14 protein-coding genes are annotated in these 19,755 nt (G+C 59.6%); 9 read left to right on the forward strand and 5 right to left on the reverse strand.

Going from position 1 to position 19,755, the window contains the following annotated elements; translation table 11 throughout:
* The 4 genes from pcaF to pcaC are packed head-to-tail and all read left to right on the forward strand — an operon-like array spanning position 1 to position 3,701.
* Entirely contained in the window at positions 1-1,203 is a 1,203-nt protein-coding gene (gene pcaF, locus DR88_RS15115) for a 3-oxoadipyl-CoA thiolase (protein WP_025368159.1), read from the forward strand.
* Between the two features lie 9 nt (positions 1,204-1,212).
* Positions 1,213-2,565 (forward strand): 3-carboxy-cis,cis-muconate cycloisomerase, encoded by a 1,353-nt coding sequence (locus DR88_RS15110; protein WP_004148275.1) that lies wholly within the window; start codon positions 1,213-1,215, stop codon positions 2,563-2,565.
* Entirely contained in the window at positions 2,555-3,319 is a 765-nt protein-coding gene (pcaD, locus tag DR88_RS15105; RefSeq protein ID WP_004151556.1) for a 3-oxoadipate enol-lactonase, read from the forward strand. The genes DR88_RS15110 and pcaD overlap by 11 nt, the downstream gene beginning before the upstream one ends.
* Complete coding sequence (pcaC, locus tag DR88_RS15100) at positions 3,312-3,701, forward strand: 4-carboxymuconolactone decarboxylase (RefSeq protein WP_004143067.1); 390 nt, start codon at positions 3,312-3,314, stop codon at positions 3,699-3,701. The genes pcaD and pcaC overlap by 8 nt, the downstream gene beginning before the upstream one ends.
* Before the next feature lie 755 nt (positions 3,702-4,456).
* Here pcaC and DR88_RS15095 read toward each other — a convergent pair.
* From DR88_RS15095 to DR88_RS15085, 3 genes are all read right to left on the reverse strand, one after another.
* Positions 4,457-6,073: a mechanosensitive ion channel family protein gene (locus DR88_RS15095; protein ID WP_004148276.1), complete on the reverse strand. Its 1,617-nt coding sequence runs from the start codon at positions 6,071-6,073 to the stop codon at positions 4,457-4,459.
* A 162-nt stretch (positions 6,074-6,235) separates the two neighbouring features.
* Positions 6,236-7,888 (reverse strand): class I fumarate hydratase FumA, encoded by a 1,653-nt coding sequence (fumA, locus tag DR88_RS15090; RefSeq protein ID WP_004148277.1) that lies wholly within the window; start codon positions 7,886-7,888, stop codon positions 6,236-6,238.
* Between the two features lie 54 nt (positions 7,889-7,942).
* Complete coding sequence (locus DR88_RS15085) at positions 7,943-9,454, reverse strand: anion permease (RefSeq protein ID WP_004148278.1); 1,512 nt, start codon at positions 9,452-9,454, stop codon at positions 7,943-7,945.
* Between the two features lie 641 nt (positions 9,455-10,095).
* Here DR88_RS15085 and DR88_RS15080 point away from each other — a divergent pair.
* Positions 10,096-12,873, forward strand: coding sequence for a flavocytochrome c (locus tag DR88_RS15080; protein WP_032443869.1), 2,778 nt, complete (start codon positions 10,096-10,098; stop codon positions 12,871-12,873).
* A gap of 67 nt (positions 12,874-12,940) precedes the next feature.
* A complete protein-coding gene (locus DR88_RS15075) occupies positions 12,941-13,891 on the forward strand; it encodes an FAD:protein FMN transferase (RefSeq protein WP_004148285.1) in 951 nt (316 codons plus the stop codon).
* Here DR88_RS15075 and dcuR read toward each other — a convergent pair.
* A complete protein-coding gene (gene dcuR / locus DR88_RS15070) occupies positions 13,872-14,591 on the reverse strand; it encodes a two-component system response regulator DcuR (RefSeq protein ID WP_004176303.1) in 720 nt (239 codons plus the stop codon). The genes DR88_RS15075 and dcuR overlap by 20 nt on opposite strands.
* Positions 14,588-16,204, reverse strand: a complete 1,617-nt coding sequence (locus DR88_RS15065) for a sensor histidine kinase (RefSeq protein ID WP_023285090.1) — start codon at positions 16,202-16,204, stop codon at positions 14,588-14,590. Before DR88_RS15065 ends, dcuR begins: the two co-directional genes overlap by 4 nt.
* A gap of 155 nt (positions 16,205-16,359) precedes the next feature.
* On the opposite strand from DR88_RS15065, the gene DR88_RS15060 reads away from it, so the two are divergent.
* The 3 genes from DR88_RS15060 to mqo all read left to right on the forward strand — a co-directional run bounded on the left by DR88_RS15060 (position 16,360) and on the right by mqo (position 19,720).
* Positions 16,360-16,716, forward strand: coding sequence for a hypothetical protein (locus DR88_RS15060; RefSeq protein ID WP_004176301.1), 357 nt, complete (start codon positions 16,360-16,362; stop codon positions 16,714-16,716).
* Between the two features lie 163 nt (positions 16,717-16,879).
* Entirely contained in the window at positions 16,880-17,800 is a 921-nt protein-coding gene (locus DR88_RS15055) for an N-acetylmuramic acid 6-phosphate etherase (RefSeq protein WP_004179719.1), read from the forward strand.
* Between the two features lie 309 nt (positions 17,801-18,109).
* A complete protein-coding gene (mqo, locus tag DR88_RS15050; protein WP_230871204.1) occupies positions 18,110-19,720 on the forward strand; it encodes a malate dehydrogenase (quinone) in 1,611 nt (536 codons plus the stop codon).
* The last annotated feature ends 35 nt before the right edge of the window (positions 19,721-19,755 follow it).

The following is a 19,755-nucleotide window of genomic DNA, read 5'->3' on the forward strand; positions in this document are numbered from 1 at the left end:
ATGAATCAGGCATTTATCTGTGATGCGGTGCGTACACCCTTTGGCCGTTTCGGCGGTGCCCTGGCGACGATGCGCGCTGACGACCTGGCGGCGCTGCCGCTGAAAGCGCTGCTGGCGCGGAACCCGGGACTGGATCCCTCGCACATTGACGATGTGATCTTTGGCTGCGCCAACCAGGCCGGGGAAGATAACCGCAACGTGGCGCGGATGGCGCTGCTGCTGGCCGGCCTGCCGGAGAGCGTGCCCGGGAGCACCATCAACCGCCTGTGCGGTTCCAGCCTTGACGCGATCGGCGTTGCAGCGCGGGCGATTAAAAGCGGGGAGACGCAGCTGATGATCGCCGGCGGGGTGGAGAGCATGTCCCGCGCGCCGTTTGTGATGGGGAAAGCGGAGAGCGCCTTTAGCCGCAGCATGCAGATGGAGGATACCACCATCGGCTGGCGCTTTATTAACCCGCAGATGAAAGCCCTGTACGGCGTGCATTCCATGCCGGAGACGGCGGAAAACGTCGCCGATGAGTTTGCCATCTCCCGTGCCGATCAGGACGCGTTCGCCTTACGCAGTCAGTTGCGTACCGCCGCGGCGCAAGAGGCGGGGCGTTTCGCCGATGAGCTGATCGCCGTCCAGGTGCCGCAGCGCAAAGGCGAGCCGCTGCTGTTTAGCCGCGATGAGCACCCGCGTAGCACCTCGCTGGAGGCGCTGGCTAAACTGCGCGGCGTGGTGCGCGCCGACGGCAGCGTTACCGCCGGTAACGCCTCCGGGGTTAACGACGGCGCCTGCGCGCTGCTGCTGGCCAGCGAGACGGCGCTGTCGGCCAACGATCTTCAGCCGCTGGCCCGGGTGGTCGGCGTGGCGACGGCGGGCGTGGCGCCGCGGATCATGGGCTTTGGTCCGGCGCCGGCGGTGCGCAAGGTGCTGGCGCAGACCGGCCTGACATTAGGCCAGATGGATGTCATTGAGCTGAATGAAGCCTTCGCCGCGCAGGCGCTGGCGGTGACCCGTGATTTGGGCTTACCGGACGATGCCGCCCACGTGAACCCTAACGGCGGGGCGATTGCGCTGGGCCACCCGCTCGGCGCCTCCGGCGGCCGGCTGGCGATGACCGCGGCTTATCAGCTGAAACGGACCGGCGGCCGCTACGCCCTGTGCACCATGTGCATCGGCGTCGGACAGGGGATCGCCCTGATTATTGAACGCGTTTAAGGAGCCAGAATGAGTTTGTTGACCCCGATGCTGCGCAGCAGTCCGCTAACCGACTGGTTCAGCGACGCGCAGCGGGTGCAGGGCATGCTGGATTTTGAAGCGGCGCTGGCGCAAGCGCAGGCCGCCTGCGGGATGGTGCCGCCGGAAGCGGTCGGGCCAATTGTGGCGGCCTGCCGCCACGAGGCCATCGATTTTGCCGCGCTGGGCGAGGCGGCGGTGGGAGCCGGTAATCTGGCCATCCCGCTGGTGAAACAGCTGACGGCCCAGGTAAAAGCGCGAGATCCCGAGGCTGCGCGCTACGTTCACTGGGGCGCTACCAGCCAGGACGCCATCGACACCGGACTGGTGCTCCAGCTGCGCGGGGCGCTGGATGCCGCTGAGACTCTGCTTGAGCAGCTGTTGGCGGCCCTGGCACTCCAGGCGGATCGTTATCGCGATACCGTGATGCCGGGACGGACCTGGATGCAGCACGCGCTGCCGGTGACATTTGGCCTGAAGCTGGCGGGCACCCTCGACGCGCTCCTGCGCTGGCAGCAGCGGCTGCGCGAGATGCGTCCGCGGCTGCTGGCGCTGCAGTTCGGCGGCGCCGCGGGCACTCTGGACGCGCTAAAAGAGAAAGGGCCGGCGGTTGGCCTGGCGCTGGCGCAGATCCTCGGTCTGTCGCTGCCGGATACTCCGTGGCACAGCCAGCGCGATCGGCTGCTGGAGGCGGGCGCCTGGTTTGCCGGCGTCTGCGGCACGCTGGGGAAATTCGCTAACGACTTTTCCCTGCTGATGCAGACCGAAGTGGCTGAGGTGGGCGAGCCGGTGGCGGAAGGTCGCGGCGGTTCGTCGACGATGCCGCATAAGCGCAATCCGGTGGCCTGCGCGGCGATCCTGACCGCCGCCCAGCGTACGCCGGGGCTGATGGCGACGCTCTACGCCAGCCAACTCCAGCAGCATGAGCGGGCGCTGGGCGGCTGGCAGGCGGAGTGGGAGACCCTGCCGGAGCTAATTACCCTGGTGGGCGGGGCGTTGGCGCAAAGCGAGGCGCTGGTGCGCGACATGCAGGTTTTCCCGCAGAAAATGCGCGCCGATCTCGATATCACCCATGGGCTGATTATGGCTGAGGCGGTGACTCTGGCGCTGGCGGAATTCATTGGCAAAGCCGAGGCGCATCATCACATCGAAGCGCTGTGCCGCCAGGCGCTGGACCGTCACTGCCCGCTGGTCGATCTGCTCGCGGCTGACCCACAGGTCAGTCAGTATCTCTCTCGTGAACGCTTAACCACGCTGCTGGACCCGGCAACGGCGACCGGCAGCGCCGAACGCTTTGTGCGCCAGGTGCTGGCGCGTTATCAGGAGCAACGTGATGAATCTTGATTATCAACTCGACGGGCCGGATGGCGCGCCGGTTATCGTCCTCTCCAATTCGCTGGGCACCACCCGGGCGATGTGGCAGCCGCAGATCGAGGCGTTAACCGCCCATTTCCGGGTGCTGCGCTACGACACGCACGGCCACGGTAAAACGACGAAAAATGGCAAAGTGACCCTCGCCCAGTTGGGTGAGGATGTGATTGCGCTGCTCGATCACCTGAATATCGACCGCGCCTGGTTCTGCGGGATCTCGATGGGCGGTTTGACCGGCCTGTGGCTGGGACGCTTTGCGCCGGAGCGTTTTCATGGTCTGGCGGTCGCCAACACCGCGGCGCGCATTGGCGATCAGGCCAGCTGGCTGTCGCGGGCGCGGGCCGTACGTCAGGAGGGGATGGCGGTGGTGGCCGCCGGAGCGGCAGACCGCTGGTTCACCCACGCGTTTCGCCAGAAGGCGCCGGAGGTGGTCGAGGCGCTTTGTCACCAGCTGACCCATACCGATGCTGAAGGCTATGCCGCCTGCTGTGAGGCGCTGGCCGCCGCCGACCTGCGGGGCGAAGTGGGGCAGATCCCGCTGCCGACGCTAATCATCGCCGGGGAAAGTGACCCTGTCACCACGGTCGGTGACGCTCATTTCCTGCAGCAGCAGATCCCCGCCTCCGAGGTGGTGGTTCTGGCGGCATCGCATCTGTCTAACATTGAGGCGCCGAAAAGCTTTACTTCGGCGCTGCTGAGCTTTTTCCAGGGGGAACGCCATGGATGATAAACAGCGCTATCAGGACGGGATGGCGGTACGGCGCAAAGTATTGGGCGACGCCCACGTCGACCGGACGCTGCAGCATCTGACGCCGTTGAATGATGAGTTTCAGGACTTTATTACCCGCTATGCCTGGGGCGAGACCTGGACGCGTCCGGGGCTCGATCACCATACCCGCAGCATGATCACTATTGCCATGCTGATCGCTCTCAATCGCGAGGCGGAGCTGAAGATGCATCTGCGCGCGTCGTTTAACAACGGGGTGACCCGCGATGAGCTGAAAGAGCTGATCATGCACTCTGCGCTGTACTGCGGGCTGCCGGCGGCCAATGCCACGATGCATCTGGCGCAGCAGGTGTTTGACGACATCGACGCCGCGCAGGGTTGAGTCGTCGTCCGAGTCGGATTGCCCGGCAGTCGTTGTAGGCCGGGTAAGGCGCGGCCGCCACCCGGCGAAATGGCGGGTATGGCGCCGATAGATTGCCCTCCGGCGCAGCGCTTGCCGGGCCTGGGAAGCAAAGATCGCCTGTAGACCCCGTAGGCCGGGTAAGGCGCAGCCGCCACCCGGCGAAATGGCGGGTACGGCGCCGATAGATTGCCCTCCGACGCAGCGCTTGCCGGGCCTGGGAAGCGAAGATCGCCTGTAGACCCCGAAGGCCGGGTAAGGCGTAGCCGCCACCCGGCGAAATAAAGGCACAACCGGAAATGTCCCTGTTCGCACTATGTTTGGCAGGGCCACAACGTTTGGCAGGGCTACAACTTCTATGTTAATTCCGGGCAGATTGCGCTCCCGGTTGATCTTCTGCGTTATGTCTCGTATGGCGCAGGGAGCGCACAGGGGGCGGCCAGTCGCCGCCGCCCCCTGTACCCCCGGGCTCCGGCCAGCAAAATCGCCACTGCGTGGTACCTTCGACTTATCCCTGCAGGCTGCGGGTCGGGCCGAGGCAGCGTCCCTGCAAAACACGGCCCTCAGCCCGCATCCATGCGGGCTGCCCCGGCCTTCCGGGAACGTCTCAGCGATTTTGAGGCCGCCAGCACCGGCAGTTTCAGTCGCGCAAGTGGGTAAATGAGTGACAGGCCGCACGAACCCCTGGCCGGGTAAGGCGCAGCCGCCACCCGGCGGAAATGCCGCTACGTTAACCCTTATTTCTCAGGCTCCTGCGGCGCGACGGCCGGGGCGGCGTACCAGGCTTCCTGCGGTACCACTACCGCCGCCTTTGGCTGCATCACACAGTTCGGCGACATAATCTGCACGCCGAATTCGTTAAACACATCAATAATGCTGCTATGCAATGCGTTGCGGCCATCCGGCAGCTTGGTTGTGGGGAGTAAGCGCACCTGCAGCTCATACGAGGTATACCAGTCGAGCAATCCCAGCTTACGCACCACCGGGGCAATTTGCTGATCGATCCCCGGGGTGCGTCTCGCCGCCAGCTCCAGCAGCGCATGGACCTGACGCCACGGCGTATCGTAGCCGATGGTGACGCTGGTGGTGAGGTTGACTCCACCGTCGGCGCTTTCGGCGCTGAGATTAATAATTTTCCCGCTCACCACCACCGCGTTCGGGACGGTAACGATGTAATTTTCGCGGGTGAGAATTTTGGTCGCCAGCACGCCAATCTCGCTGACCTGACCCTCATTATCGGCGAGGCGGATCCAGTCGCCTTTGCGCAGCGCCCGAGAGTAGATCAGCACCAGGCCGCTCATCGCATGGGTCATCACTCCGGTTGACCCGAGGGTCAGCATCAGGCCGAAGAACACGCTAATGCCTTTGAAGGCGAGAGAGTTGGCGCCGGGAAGGAACGGGTAGGCGGCGGAGAGGGCAAACAACCAGATGACCACCGAGATAAGCCGACGGGTGGCGCTAACGGTCTCCGGATGAATGCCGGGAACCTGAATGCGGCCGGCGGCGACCTGGTCGAGAACCACCTTCACCAGGCGAATGATAAGCCAGGTGAGAAGGAAAATAAGCACCACGATCATCAGCCCCGGCAGGGAGGCGACAATCGACAGAGAGAGGTCGCGGATCACCCCCAGCGACCAGTCGCCCAGCGATTCGCTCCACACCCGCGTCCAGGGAAACAGGCTGAAGGCCCAGCTCAGCCAGAGATAACAGGCCAGCATGCCGAGAAGGATGACCAGCACAGCATAGAGTCGAACTTCAATATTGCCGAGATAGCGCCGCCAGTGCTGCGGTATGGCGCTACGTTTTTCGAGGATCCGCAGCAGGAAAAAACGTCGCACCCGCCGCCAGGCGCGGAAGGCGCCGTAGTAAAACAGCGCCAGCAGCAGCGCCCCGGCCAGGGCTTTACCGGCGGAGATGAACAGATAGCGGTTGTTGAACTGCTCCTGGAGGCTGGTGCGCTGGGCTTCCATACGCGCCAGCACCCGCTGGGCTGCCTGGTCGAGGGTTAAATCATCGCCCTCGTCGAGATCCGCCTGGCTCAGCAGCAGCACCGGTTTGCCGTTCATCAGAAACAGTCTGCTTGGCTGACCATAGCGGATAACCGGCACGACCCGCAGCGGCTGGCGAATATCATCTTCGGTGAAGGCGCGCAGGGCGCTGCGGGTGCGCAAAACGCGCTCTTCGGGCGTGGTCTGGCCAAAGGTGGCCTGCAACATGACGACAGGTTGGTGGAAAATCGTGACCGTGCGTGCCTGCTCGCGCGCGGTTGGCTGCTGTCGCGGTTCGGCGGCCAGCGCCGGCTGGAGCACCAGCAGCGCCAGCGCCCAGAGGATAACGATGCTCATCCTGTTCATTGAGGCACCTGAGATAAGAATTATTGTTATTTTTCAGCAAAAAACGGAGGGCTTGTAGTTGAGCATAGCCTGGTGCGAAGTGAATTCAAGCTGGGTAAACGCGGACATAAAAAAGCCGTCGCCCAAACGGCGACGGCCTGATATCAGCGTCAGAGGATAGCGTTAGCCGTGCTGTTTACAGCCCGCGCACTGCTTATTCTGGATCTGCTGGAAGAAGTCGTTGCCTTTATCATCGACGAGGATAAACGCCGGAAAATCTTCCACTTCGATTTTCCAGATAGCTTCCATCCCCAGTTCCGGATAGGCCACGCACTCGAGGCTCTTGATACTCTGCTGGGCGAGCACTGCCGCCGGGCCGCCGATGCTTCCAAGGTAGAAGCCGCCGTGTTTATGGCAGGCATCGGTCACCTGCTGGCTGCGGTTGCCTTTCGCCAGCATCACCATGCTCGCGCCGTGCGACTGCAGCAGATCAACGTAAGAGTCCATGCGGCCGGCAGTGGTTGGGCCGAGGGAGCCGGAAGCGTAACCGGCTGGCGTTTTTGCCGGGCCCGCGTAGTAGATCGGGTGATCTTTGACGTACTGCGGCAGCGCCTCGCCGTTGTCGATAAGTTCCTTCAGCTTGGCGTGGGCGATGTCGCGGGCCACGATAATGGTGCCGTTAAGGCTCAGGCGGGTGGAGACCGGATGTGCCGATAGCTGCGCCAGGATCTCGCTCATCGGCTGATTCAGGTTGATGCTTACCACTTCGCCTTCGCCGGCCTGACGCAGATGTTCAGGAATATATTTTCCCGGATTGCTCTCCAGCTTCTCGATCCAGATACCGTCGCGGTTAATTTTGGCTTTGATATTGCGGTCGGCGGAGCAGGAGACGCCCATGCCGATCGGGCAGGAGGCGCCGTGGCGCGGCAGACGGATCACCCGGATATCGTGGGCGAAGTATTTCCCGCCGAACTGCGCGCCGAGGCCGAGGTTCCGCGCTTCCTGCAGCAACTCCTGCTCCAGCTGCACGTCGCGGAACGCCTGACCGTGTTCGTTGCCTTCGGTCGGCAGACCGTCGTAATAGCGGGTCGAGGCCAGTTTGACGGTCTTCAGCGTCGCTTCCGCCGAGGTGCCGCCGATCACAAACGCGATGTGGTACGGCGGGCAGGCGGCGGTGCCGAGAGTGCGCATCTTCTCAACGAGGTAGTTTTTCAGCTTCGCCGGGGTGATCAGGGCCTTGGTTTCCTGGTACAGATAGGTTTTGTTGGCGGAACCGCCGCCTTTCGCCATGCACAGGAACTTATATTCTTCACCGTCGACGCTATAGAGATCGATCTGCGCCGGCAGGTTGGTGCCGGTGTTAACCTCTTTATACATATCCAGCGGCGCGTTCTGTGAGTAGCGCAGGTTATCTTCGGTATAGGTGTTGTAAACGCCCTGCGCCAGAGCGGCTTCATCGCCGCCGCCGGTCCAGACGCGCTGGCCTTTTTTCCCCATAATGATCGCGGTGCCGGTATCCTGGCAGGTCGGCAGCACGCCCTTGGCGGCAATTTCCGAGTTGCGCAGGAACTGCAGGGCGACATATTTATCGTTATCGCTGGCTTCCGGGTCGAGCAAAATCGAGGCGACCTGTTGCTGATGGGAGACGCGCAGCATAAAGGCGGCGTCGTGGAAGGCCTGCTGAGCGAGCAGGGTCAGCGCCTGCGGCTCTACTTTCAGGACCTGCTGGCCGTCAAATTCGGCGACGGAGACGTGCTCTTTGCTGAGCAGATAGTATTCCGTATCGTCGTGCGCCAGCGGAAACGGATCCTGATAAACAAACGGTTTAGTCGACATAGTCACTTACTCCATAAAGATAAAAACCGCCGGGGTAGTCCCGGCGGTTATGAATCAGAACATCATGGACATCCACGGATAGCCAATCAGCAGCAGGGCGGCCAGGAAGATGGCGCCAAAGATGGTGCCGAGGCGCCAGTAATCTTTGGTCGGCAGGTAGCCGCTGCCGTAGTAGATTGGGCTTGGGCCAGTACCGTACGGGGTGATGATCCCCATCACGCCCAGCGAGGTGACCATCAGCAGGACAAACACTTCCATATTCATTCCCGGGATAGTCGAGGCAATGGTCAGCATGGCCGGCAGCAGCGCGGTGGTGTGCGCGGTAGTGCTGGCAAACAGATAGTGCAGCAGGTAGAACGCCAGCAGCAGGACGATGGTCGCCATCCCCGGGGAGATGCCGCTCATCAGCGCGCCGCCCTCTTTACCCAGCCAGGCGATAAAGCCGGTGGAGGAGAGGCCGTCGGCCAGTGCCACCAGGGTGGCGAACCAGACAAAGGTGTTCCATGCCGCTTTGTTGTTGGTGATATCGCTCCAGGAGAGCACGCCGGTCCACAGCATCAGCACGATAACCAGCAGGGCAGCCAGCGCCGGTTCGATCCAGTCGGCGGCGAAGATCCACATCATCAGCGCGAAGCAGACGAAGACCAGCAGCAGAATTTCATTGCGCGACAGTTTGCCCAGTTTTTCCAGTTCACGCGCGGCCCACAGTGGCACTTCGTTATTGACTTTCACTTCCGGCGGGTAGAACCAGTAGGCCAGCAGCGGCATGGCCAGAATCAGCAGGATACCCAGCGGCAGGAAGGCGATGAACCAGGTGCCCCAGGAGATATTGATGCCAACAATGCTTTTGACCAGCGCCAGGGCCAGCAGGTTCGGGGCCAGAGCCGACAGGAACATCGAGCTGGTAATACAGGCGGCGGTGATCGCTACCCACATCAGATAGGAACCGATTTTACGTGCGCTCGGATCGTTTGGCTTTGAACCGTACAGCGGCGGCAGGTTAGCGATAATCGGGTAGATAGTCCCCCCGCTGCGTGCGGTGTTAGACGGCGTAAACGGCGCCAGCAGCAGATCCGCGAAGGTGATGGCGTAGCCGAGCGTCAGGCTGCGACGGCCAAGATATTTCACCAGAATCAGCGCCAGGCGGCGGCCGAACTGCGTTTTATCGTAGCCGGCGGCGAACATGAACGCGCCGAAGATAAGCCACACGGTGGAGTTGCCGAAGCCGCTCACCGCCCACTTAAAGGAGGCGCCAGCCATTTTGAAGCCTGGCGCGGCCATCTGATCCGGGCTGAACAGCAGCCACTGGCTGCACAGGGCAATAACTACCACGCCGGTGATACCGATAACGGCGCCGGGCAGCGGTTCAAAAATCAACCCGACGATCACCCCGACAAAGATAGCGAAGTAGTGCCAGGCGTACGGCGGCAGGCCTTCGGGGACCGGGACGAACAATAACAGCACGGCAACGATAATCGGCAGCGCCATCATCAGGAGAGGTTTTTTATTCGCAGTCGTTGGCTTGACTGCACCGGCAGGCGGTATGGTTGTCTTTTTCTCTTTCATAATGAGTATCTGCAAGTTGTTGAAAATAACGTTTACGCCAGCGTCTTGCTCAGTGGTTTCTTTAATTACAAAAGTTACTTTAGTTTTTATTTTGCGTTTCTGAGTATCGACAGGGCGCTTATTTAACGCGTTTTATGAGGCGTCAAATTAAATTTGTTGGTTATTTATATATTGCGCTTTCAATGGCCATTGCAATTGATCAAGATCAAGAAAAGCCGGTGATTTCACTATTTTTTTATTATCAGTATAACCCTATATGATGAGGTGTTATTTTGGCGAAAATATCGATAGATGTTAAAAGAAAAATGAACAATAAATGCTGAAATTATTTTATGTTTTAGTATCTTTATGATTTTATTGTATTTTTTGTTGTTTTATTATCATTGTTTATGTTAACAAAAGTATCCTAATTGTTATCACGCATTTGTATTATGTAAATGCTATTTATTATTTTAATAATACAATAGAGGTAGCGATGTTATTGCTGGGGTTAAATAGTTTTATAACTAACGTAATTGGTTTAGTAATTAAAAAAGGCGCTATATTATTGGCATGACAACAGGAATTAAAAAACCAAAACCATTAATGATTCCGTCACCCCATTCTGAGCTTTTAATATTTTAAAATCTGGAGCGTAACTTATGACCAGTAACGAACGTATTTTGCAGCCATTTACTTTACCAAATGGTACCGAGCTGAAAAACCGTTTGCTCATGGCGCCAATGACCACCTGCACCGGTTATTTCGATGGTACTGTCACCAGCGAGCTGGTGGAGTACTACCGCGCGCGCGCCGGAAGCATCGGTACCATTATTGTCGAGTGCTGCTTTATTGATGACTACGGTCTGGCCTTCCCGGGCGCGATCGGCATTGATAATGATGAAAAAATTGCCGGCCTGGCGAAAATCGCTGAGGCGATCAAAGCCGAGGGTTCAAAAGCGATTCTGCAGATCTACCACGGCGGCCGTATGGTCGACCCGCAGCTGATCGGGGGGCGCCAGCCGGTGGCGCCGAGCGCTATTGCCGCGCCGCGTGAGGGCGCCGCCATGCCGCGGGCGCTGAGCGGAGAAGAAGTGGAAGGGATGATCGCCAAGTTTGGCGACGGCGTTCGTCGCGCCATTCTCGCCGGTTTCGACGGGGTCGAAATTCACGGCGCCAACACCTATCTCATTCAGCAGTTCTATTCGCCGAACTCCAACCAGCGCGATGACGAGTGGGGCGGTAGCCGCGACAACCGCGCCCGTTTCCCACTGGCGGTGCTGGATATTACCCACAAAATGGCCCGCCAGTATGCTGACGATGCCTTTATCATCGGCTATTGCTTCTCGCCGGAGGAGATGGAGGTCCCGGGGATCCGCTTTGACGACACCATGTATCTGCTGGAAAAGCTGGCCGCCCGCGGTGTCGACTATCTGCACTTCTCGGTGGGTGCCACCCTGCGTCCGTCTATCGTCGATACCAGCGATGCGACGCCGCTGATCGAGAAATACTGCGCGATGCGCTCTGACACCCTCGCCCAGGTGCCGGTGATGGGCGTCGGCGGGGTGGTGAACGCCGCTGATGCCGAGCAGGGCCTCGATCATGGTTATGACCTGATCGCCGTGGGCCGCGCCTGCATCGCCTATCCGGACTGGGCGTCACGTATCGCCGCCGGCGAAGAGCTGGAGCTGTTTATCGACAGCACCCAGCGTGAAGCGCTGCACATTCCGGAACCGCTATGGCGTTTCTCGCTGGTGGAAGCGATGATCCGCGACATGAGCATGGGCGACGCCAAATTTAAACCGGGGATGTTTGTTGAGACCGTCCACGATGACGCCAATGAGCTGGTGATCAACGTCAGCCTCGAAAATGACCATATTGCCGATATCGAACTGGCGGCGAGCCCGGTCCAGACTGTGGAATTCACCACCAGCTTCGAAGAGATCCGCGAACGTATTCTCACCGCCAATACCCCGCACGTCGATGCCATTTCCGGGGCCACCAGCCAGAGCGAGGCGGTGAAAAAAGCGGTCGCCAAAGCGATGCTGAAATCGAGTAAAGCGCTGGCGGCGGAAGAGGGCGGCAATGACGCCGCGCCGAAAAGCTATGATGTGGTGGTAGTCGGCAGCGGCGGCGCCGGTCTGGCGGCAGCCATTCAGGCACACGACGAAGGGGCCAGCGTGCTGATCGTTGAAAAAATGCCAACCATCGGCGGGAACACCATCAAGGCTTCCGCCGGGATGAACGCCGCGGAAACCCGCTTCCAGCGCGTGAAAGGTATCGAAGACAGTAAGGAGTTGTTCTATCAGGAAACCCTGAAGGGCGGCCACAACAAAAACAACCCGCAGCTGCTGCGCCGTTTCGTTGAAAACGCGCCGCAAGCCATTGAGTGGCTGGCGGACCGGGGCATTATGCTCAACGACATTACCACCACCGGTGGGATGAGCATTGACCGTACCCACCGTCCGCGCGACGGGTCAGCGGTTGGCGGCTATCTGATTAGCGGCCTGGTGCGCAACATCACCAAACGCGGTATTGACGTCCTGCTGGATACCTCGGTGGAAGAGATCCTGATGCGCGGGGATGAGGTTAGCGGTGTACGTCTGATCAACGACGAAAAAGAGGTCATTGAAGTACAGACCAAAAGCATCGTAGTGGCCACCGGCGGCTTCAGCGCTAACAGCGCGATGGTCGTGAAGTATCGTCCTGACCTTGAAGGCTTCGTCACCACTAACCACAAAGGGGCTACCGGGAGCGGTATCGCGTTGCTGGAACGCATCGGCGCCGGCACCGTGGACATGGGCGAAATTCAGATTCACCCGACCGTCGAGCAGCAGACCTCGTATCTGATTTCCGAATCGATTCGCGGCGGCGGCGCTATTCTCGTAAACCAGCAGGGGAACCGCTTCTTCAACGAGATGGAGACCCGCGATAAAGTCTCGGCGGCGATTATCGCTCTGCCGGAACACTATGCTTACATCGTCTTCGACGAGCATGTGCGGGCGAAAAACAAAGCTGCCGACGAGTACATCGCCAAAGGCTTCGTCACCAGCGCCAGCTCACCGCGGGAACTGGCGGAGAAACTGGGGATGGATTACCATGCCTTCCTCGCCACCCTCGAGTGCTACAACGGGGCGGTGGAAAAACAGCATGATGAACAGTTTGGCCGGACCACCGCGCTGCGCGCGCCGATTAACGAAGGCCCGTTCCACGCCATTCGCATCGCACCCGGGGTGCACCACACCATGGGCGGCGTGACCATTAATACCGATGGCGAAGTGCTGAATGTGGCGCAGCAGCCGATTCGCGGCGCCTACGCCGCCGGTGAAGTGGTGGGCGGGATCCACGGCGGCAACCGTATCGGCGGTAACGCGGTGGCGGATATCATCATCTTCGGTACCCTCGCGGGCCATCAGGCGGCGAAACGTGCCAGAGGATAACCTGTAACCTTGCTCCTGCCGGGTTGGCGCTTTCGCCGCCCGGCTTGCCCCTTCTAAGGAGAGCCCGATGTCCGATAACCGCGTCTATAGCTACTCCGCCGTGTTGATGGGCTCGCCCATCCTGCTCAAACTCTGTTCCCACGATGAGGCGATGGCCTCCCGCGTTTTCCAGCTTATCAAGCGCTATGAAGACCTGCTCACCGTTAACCGCGCCGAGTCGCAGGTGATGGATATCAACCATGCCGCCGGGCGTCATCCGGTCACCGTCAGCCGACCGGTCTTTCAGCTGATCCAGTGCGCCAAAGCCGCCAGCATGGTGCGCGACAGCGCCTTTAACCTCGCCATCGGCCCGCTGGTGAAGCTGTGGCGAATTGGTTTTCACGGGCACAGCGTGCCTGACGCGGCTGAGATCAGAGCCCGACTGGCGCTGACCCGCCCACAGGAGGTGATCCTCGATGAGGCAACCTGCAGCGTGTTTCTCCAACAGTCGGGGATGGAGCTGGATCTCGGGGCGATCGCCAAAGGTTATATCGCTGACCGCGTGCGCGATTATCTCCGTCAGCAGCAGGTGGAGAAGGCGCTGATCAACCTCGGCGGCAATGTGCATACCCTCGGCGAATGGGCCATTGGCCTGAAAAAACCATTTGCCGACGCGCAGGCGCTGATCGGTTCGCTGACGGTCAACGGGCAATCGGTAGTCACCTCCGGGACCTACGAGCGCTATTTCGAACAGGATGGCAAACGCTGGCACCATATTCTCGACCCGCGCAGCGGTTATCCGCTGGACAACGAACTCGACAGCGTGACGGTCATTTCCGCGGATTCTTTAGACGGCGACATCTGGACCACGCTGCTGTTCGGCCTCGGCGTGGAGAAGGGCTGCGCAGCGCTGCGTCAGCGGCAGGATATCGACGCGATTTTCGTTACCAAAAATCGCGACATTATTCTCTCATCGCCGCAGCGGCTGCGTTTTGCGCCGCTGGACAGCGGCTATCGGGTTATTGACTGTACTGCTTAAGCAAACTGTACTGTTCGGCGACCAGGCGGTAGCGATAGACCGGCCGCCCGGTAGCGCCGTAGTGGATAGTGGTATAGAGAATATTGATCTGCGCCAGCCAAATCAGATATTTGCGGCAGGAAACGCGGGAGATATTCACCGCCGCCGCCAGCTCATCGGTAGAGAATTCGACATCCGGATGGGCGTCAATCCACTGGCAGAGTGTGCGCAGCGTTTGCGCGGTTAACCCTTTAGGCAGCTTGCGCGCGTCGCTGGCCTCCGGCGCGCCGCCGTGCAGCAGGCGGTCGACATCGGCCTGTTCGTAATAGGGCTGGCCGGTTATTAGCTTGCGCTTCTCCCGCCAGGTGGTGAGCGCCTCTTCAAAGCGCGGAAACTGGAAGGGTTTGATCAGGTAATCGACCACCCCGTAATGCATCGCGGTCTGTACCGTGGCGGCATCCGCCGCCGAGGTAATCATGATAACGTCGATGGCGCGCCCCGACTCGCGGATGGTCGGCAGGAGATCGAGCCCGCTGTCCTGCTGCATGTAGACATCCAGCAGCACCAGATCGATCTCCTGCTGCGGATCGTTAATCATCTCCTGGGCCTGACTGAGCGTCGAAGCGCTCCCGCTGCAACGAAAGCCGGGAACCCTTGCCACGTACAGGCGATTCAGTTCGGCCACCATGGCATCATCGTCAACAATTAAAACATTTATCACGCAGGTTTCCTTTTACTATCCCAGGGGAGATGAACAAAAAATTGGGTAAATACGCCGGGTTCCGATTCGACGGCGAGGGTGCCGCCGAGCTCGCGCAACTGCTGGTTGGCAAGAAACAGCCCGACGCCGCGATTCTCGCCTTTGGTGGAGAAGCCTTTGTTAAAGATAGCGTCGATGTTGTTCTCCGGGATCCCCGGCCCATCGTCGCTCACTTCACCGCTTAGCCAGCCGTCCTGGTAGTGCAGCAGCAGGCCGATCTCACCCTCCGCCTGGCCGCTCATGGCGTCCAGCGCGTTCTCAATAAGGTTGCCCAGCACCGTCACCAGCACCGTGACCTGTTTCTCGTTCGGACAATCCGGCACCAGGCTCTCCTCCGCCAGCGTCAGGGTAAAGCCGCACTCTGTGGCGCGCTGAATTTTACTTATCAGGAAGCCGGCCACCACCGGGGATTTAATGCGATGTTGAATGTCGCCGATGTCCGCCTGGTAGCGGTGGGCGGTCTGCAGCACGTATTCCTCGAGTTTGCCGTAGCTTTTCATATTCAGCAGACCGAGGATCACGTGCAGTTTATTCATAAACTCATGGGAGGTGGTGCGTAGGGCATCCACATAGCTCATCATGCCGTCCAGTCGCTGCAGCAATTGGCTGACCTCAGTTTTATCGCGGAAGGTACAGATGGCGCCGACCACCGCACCCTGGCTGCGAATGGGCACTGTATTGCCGATCAGCAGCAGACCATTGCACCCCAGTTCGCGGTCGAACATTGGCTCGCCGCTCTGCAGTACGGTCTGCAGATCGTCGAGCAGGGGGCTGTGAACGAGAGTCTTATCCGGGCCGGAAAAGAGGATCTCTTCCGCCGCGGGGTTGATGAGATTTACCTCGCCATGGGCATCGACCGCCACCACCCCCTCCTTGAGGGCGTGAAGCATGGCCTGACGCTGCTGAAACTGGGTGGATATTTCGTGCGGCTCCAGCCCCAGCAGCACGCGCTTCAGGCCGCGAACCAGGCTCCAGGTGCCCAGCGCGCAGACCAGCGCGCTGAACAGGATGGTCAGCAGCACGTCCCAACGGCTGTTGGCGATCTGTTCGTCCACTTTACTCAGTGAAATGCCGACCACCACCACGCCGATTTGCTGATGCCGTTCGTTGAACACCGGCGTAAACACCCGTAGCGCCGGGGCCAGCACCCCGTGGTTGATGGCGACATTCTCTTTTCCCTGCAGCGTCGGCTGAATATCGTGGCCGATGAACGGTTTGCCGATGATTGAGCTGTCCGGATGCGAATAGCGAATACCCTGCATATCGGTAACGATAGCGTACAACAGGTCGTTGCGGCGGGTAATGGCCTGCGCCAGCGGCTGAATGATCTGCTGCTGCGGGGGCGCCTCCAGTCCGCGCTTCACCTGCGGCATATCGGCCATGGTGCGCGCCACCGCCAGCGCGGTCTCTTTCAGACCGTCGCGGGTGGCGTTGCTGATCTGCATATACCACAAGGCATACACCAGCAGCAGCACGGCGCCGATGACGCTGCCGATCATCAAGGACACGGCGGTGCTCAGCTTTAACGGTAAGGCGCGTTGGCAAACGCGAGGCGGGTGCTCTGAAGCCTTCATGACGACCCCGGGTAGATTCAGTGAAAGATTATTATCGCCGATAGCGCGGCATACATAAAGCCGTGTAATCAAAGCAAAAGGCCGCTTTTGCTACGGCAGACTCCTCCAGCGCGCGGTACACTGCGGCTTTTCGCCACAGGCTTAAGGGAGACACTATGGAACTGGCTTCTCTGGTCCGGGATATCCTCCGGCAGCGGCACGTTGAACGACTGGCGCAGCATCGTGAACAGGATAATGAAGCGGAAGCAGAGTGGGAGATCGCCCGCTGGCGGCATCGCAGCGGGGTGGTGATCCAGCGCCGCTATGAGCTCGAGATCGCGCAGCAGGATAGCGCATCCTGCCCGGAGTGCTGGATTGACTGGCAGGTTATCGACGCCGCCGGCCAGGAGATCAACCCGATGCGCAAACAGTTTTATAACCTTTGCCAGCAATCCTTCTGGCTGGCTATGCAGGCGGGTGGTGAAGATGAGACCTCAGACAGAATTGCTCAGATAACCGACAATCACCCGTAAACGCGCGTTGGGGACGGTAAACTGTGACCCCGACGGCGGTAAAGCGCATAACATTCCACTTATAGTGGCGGCAGAGGTTAAATAGTCCTGATGAATATAAGGATATGCATCAGGCCGCTGATTTTGCCGAGATGCGCTTTTTCTGTCGTAAATGGAGGTTGTTATGAGCAGTTCGCTAACCGCGTCAATGCAGGCTCGTCGTCACCCGGAGACCACCCACATCGATCGCCTCGCCACCGCCGATATGCTGGCGATGCTGCATCAGGATGATAAGCAGATATCGGAGGCGGTCGGCGCCTGTCTGCCGGATATCGCCCGGCTGATTGATATCGCCACCGCGACGATAAGCCGGGGAGGGCGCCTGGTCATTATTGGCGCCGGCGCGTCGGGCCGGACGGCCATTGAGGCGGTCAGCGACTATTCGCCGGAAGGTAAACACGCGCTGGTGGGGCTGATTGCCGGTGGGCAGACGGCGGCGATGGCCGAGCGGGAGACTGCGGCGAATAATTATGACCTGGGCGCCTTTGAGCTGCAGTCGCTGGACTTCAGCAACCGCGATATGCTGCTGGCGCTGACCGTCAGCGGCAAGACGCCATGGGTGTGGGGGGCGATGCGCCACGCCTGGTCGCTGGGCGCCCCGATAGCGGTCATCACCCAGCAGCCGACCAGCGAGGCGGCGCAGCTGGCGGATATCATTATTGCTCCGCAGACCGGGCCGGAGGCGGTGGCGGGGTTAGCCAATCCGAAGGCTCAGTTGGCCCAGAGGCAGATCGTCAATATGCTGACAACCGGACTCGCCATCCGTGACGGTCGGGTGTACAGCAATTTGCGGGTGGACGTGCAGGCTGACAATTCGCACTGGGCGGAGCGGCAGATAGCGATTGTGATGGCGGCCACCGATTGCACGCGCAGTGAAGCAAAGGCCGCCCTGGCCAGCTGCCATCAGCACTGCCGCACCGCGATCCTGATGCTGCTCAGCGGGCTTGACGCCTGGCACGCGCGGGAGCTGCTAACCAAACATCACGATCATCTGCGTCTCGCCCTGCGTGAAGCCCAGCGTAGCGCTGTCACTCCCGCCCAGTAATCCCTTCTCTGCCAGGCGCGCGATGAGCATGCGCGTCTGGACTTTTGTAATTAAAGAAATTCTTATCTTTTATTTTACCCGGCAATAGATATTGAATTTTCGACGTTATTTTTTTATCCGTCTTCGCTCTGTTTTTAAAATTGATTTTTTAAGTTAAATAACTGTTTGGTTTAAAATGCGAGAGTGTAAATGATATTTTAAAATAAAGTAAAAGTGCGTTAATATGCTGCCTCTTATGACCGTGTGCTACGTGATAATTCTATTATGCCTGCAATGAAAAAAACGATTATTTCCTTAACCGCATTAGCGATGTTCGTCAGCGCGGCGACGCATGCTGAAGCGGATACCTCGAAAAAAACCGACTTCCTGCTGATTGGCGGCGGGATCATGAGCGCCTCGCTCGGCACCTGGCTGCAGGCGCTGCAGCCGGACTGGGATCTGACCATGGTGGAGAAACTGGACGGCGTGGCGCTGGAGTCTTCCAACGGCTGGAATAATGCCGGTACTGGCCACTCGGCGAATATGGAGCTGAACTATACGCCGGAGCGGGCGGACGGGTCGATTGACGTCAGCAAAGCGCTCGATATTAACGAGCAGTTTATGATTTCCCGTCAGTTCTGGTCGGCACAGGTGAAACGCGGTATTTTGCACGATCCGCACTCGTTTATTAATTCCACGCCGCATATGAGCTTCGTCTGGGGTGATAATGTGAATTATCTGCAGAAGCGTTATAACGCGCTGCAGCAGACCACCTTATTCCAGGGGATGAAATTCTCCACCGATCACGCGCAAATTAAACAGTGGGCGCCGCTGGTGATGGAAGGCCGCGATCCGCAGCAGAAAGTGGCAGCCACCTGGACGCCGGTGGGTACCGATGTCAACTACGGCGAAATCACTCGCCAGCTGATCGGCAGCCTGAAGAAAAATAACCACTTCACCCTGCAGACCTCCTCTGAGGTAACGGATTTCAAACGTAATGCCGACAACTCCTGGCACGTAACGATTAAGAATGTGCAGAGCGGGGAAGCGCAGACTATTGACGCCAAATACGTCTTTATCGGCGCCGGCGGCGGCGCGTTGAAGCTGCTGCAAAAAACCGGTATTCCGGAAGCGGACAACTATGCCGGCTTCCCGGTGGGCGGCTCGTTCCTGATGACCGAGAACCCGGCGGTCACCGCGCAGCATCTGGAGAAAGTGTATGGCCAGGCTTCAGTCGGCGCGCCGCCGATGTCGGTGCCGCACCTTGATGCACGTTACCTCGACGGTAAGCGCGTGGTGCTGTTCGGGCCATTCGCCACCTTCTCGACCAAGTTCCTGAAAAATGGTTCGTTCTTCGACCTGCTCAGCACTACCACCACCAATAACGTGCTGCCGATGACCCACGTCGGTCTCGACAACTTCGATCTGGTGAAATACCTGGTTAGCCAGGTGATGCTCAGCGATGATGACCGTTTCGCTGCGCTGAAAGAGTACTACCCGGACGCGCGTAAAGAAGACTGGAAACTGATCCAGGCCGGCCAGCGCGTACAGATCATCAAGAAAGACGCAGAGAAGGGCGGCGTGCTGAAGCTCGGTACCGAAGTGGTGGTTGATCAGCAGAAAACCATTTCCGCGCTGCTCGGCGCTTCGCCGGGGGCTTCCACCGCCGCGCCAATCACCCTGAACGTGCTCAAGCAGATGTTCCCGCAGCAGTTTAACTCGCCGGAGTGGCAGAGCCGCATTCACGCTATTGTGCCGAGCTACGGCCAGAAGCTGAACGGTAACGTGGCGCTGACCCAGCAGGTTTGGGATGACACCGCTGCGACCCTGCAGCTGACGAAACCGCCGGTGATCCAGATGCCAGCGGCTGCGCCTACCGCGACCGCCAAGCCGGCAGAGACGCCGCGCGAGGCCTCGCCGCAGCACGATATGGCGCTGTAAAAGCAAACTCGACAGTGAACAAAAGGGAAGACCAT

Source organism: Klebsiella pneumoniae (assembly GCF_000742135.1).
Classification (GTDB): domain Bacteria; phylum Pseudomonadota; class Gammaproteobacteria; order Enterobacterales; family Enterobacteriaceae; genus Klebsiella; species Klebsiella pneumoniae.

Excerpts from the sequence above, each read along its gene's own strand:
- pcaF (WP_025368159.1), top strand. The coding sequence starts at position 1 with ATGAATCAGGCATTTATCTGTGATGCGGTGCGTACACCCTTTGGCCGT.
- DR88_RS15110 (WP_004148275.1), top strand. The coding sequence starts at position 1,213 with ATGAGTTTGTTGACCCCGATGCTGCGCAGCAGTCCGCTAACCGACTGG.
- pcaD (WP_004151556.1), top strand. The coding sequence starts at position 2,555 with ATGAATCTTGATTATCAACTCGACGGGCCGGATGGCGCGCCGGTTATC.
- pcaC (WP_004143067.1), top strand. The coding sequence starts at position 3,312 with ATGGATGATAAACAGCGCTATCAGGACGGGATGGCGGTACGGCGCAAA.
- DR88_RS15095 (WP_004148276.1), bottom strand. The coding sequence starts at position 6,073 with ATGAACAGGATGAGCATCGTTATCCTCTGGGCGCTGGCGCTGCTGGTG.
- fumA (WP_004148277.1), bottom strand. The coding sequence starts at position 7,888 with ATGTCGACTAAACCGTTTGTTTATCAGGATCCGTTTCCGCTGGCGCAC.
- DR88_RS15085 (WP_004148278.1), bottom strand. The coding sequence starts at position 9,454 with ATGAAAGAGAAAAAGACAACCATACCGCCTGCCGGTGCAGTCAAGCCA.
- DR88_RS15080 (WP_032443869.1), top strand. The coding sequence starts at position 10,096 with ATGACCAGTAACGAACGTATTTTGCAGCCATTTACTTTACCAAATGGT.
- DR88_RS15075 (WP_004148285.1), top strand. The coding sequence starts at position 12,941 with ATGTCCGATAACCGCGTCTATAGCTACTCCGCCGTGTTGATGGGCTCG.
- DR88_RS15065 (WP_023285090.1), bottom strand. The coding sequence starts at position 16,204 with ATGAAGGCTTCAGAGCACCCGCCTCGCGTTTGCCAACGCGCCTTACCG.
- DR88_RS15060 (WP_004176301.1), top strand. The coding sequence starts at position 16,360 with ATGGAACTGGCTTCTCTGGTCCGGGATATCCTCCGGCAGCGGCACGTT.
- DR88_RS15055 (WP_004179719.1), top strand. The coding sequence starts at position 16,880 with ATGAGCAGTTCGCTAACCGCGTCAATGCAGGCTCGTCGTCACCCGGAG.
- mqo (WP_230871204.1), top strand. The coding sequence starts at position 18,110 with ATGTTCGTCAGCGCGGCGACGCATGCTGAAGCGGATACCTCGAAAAAA.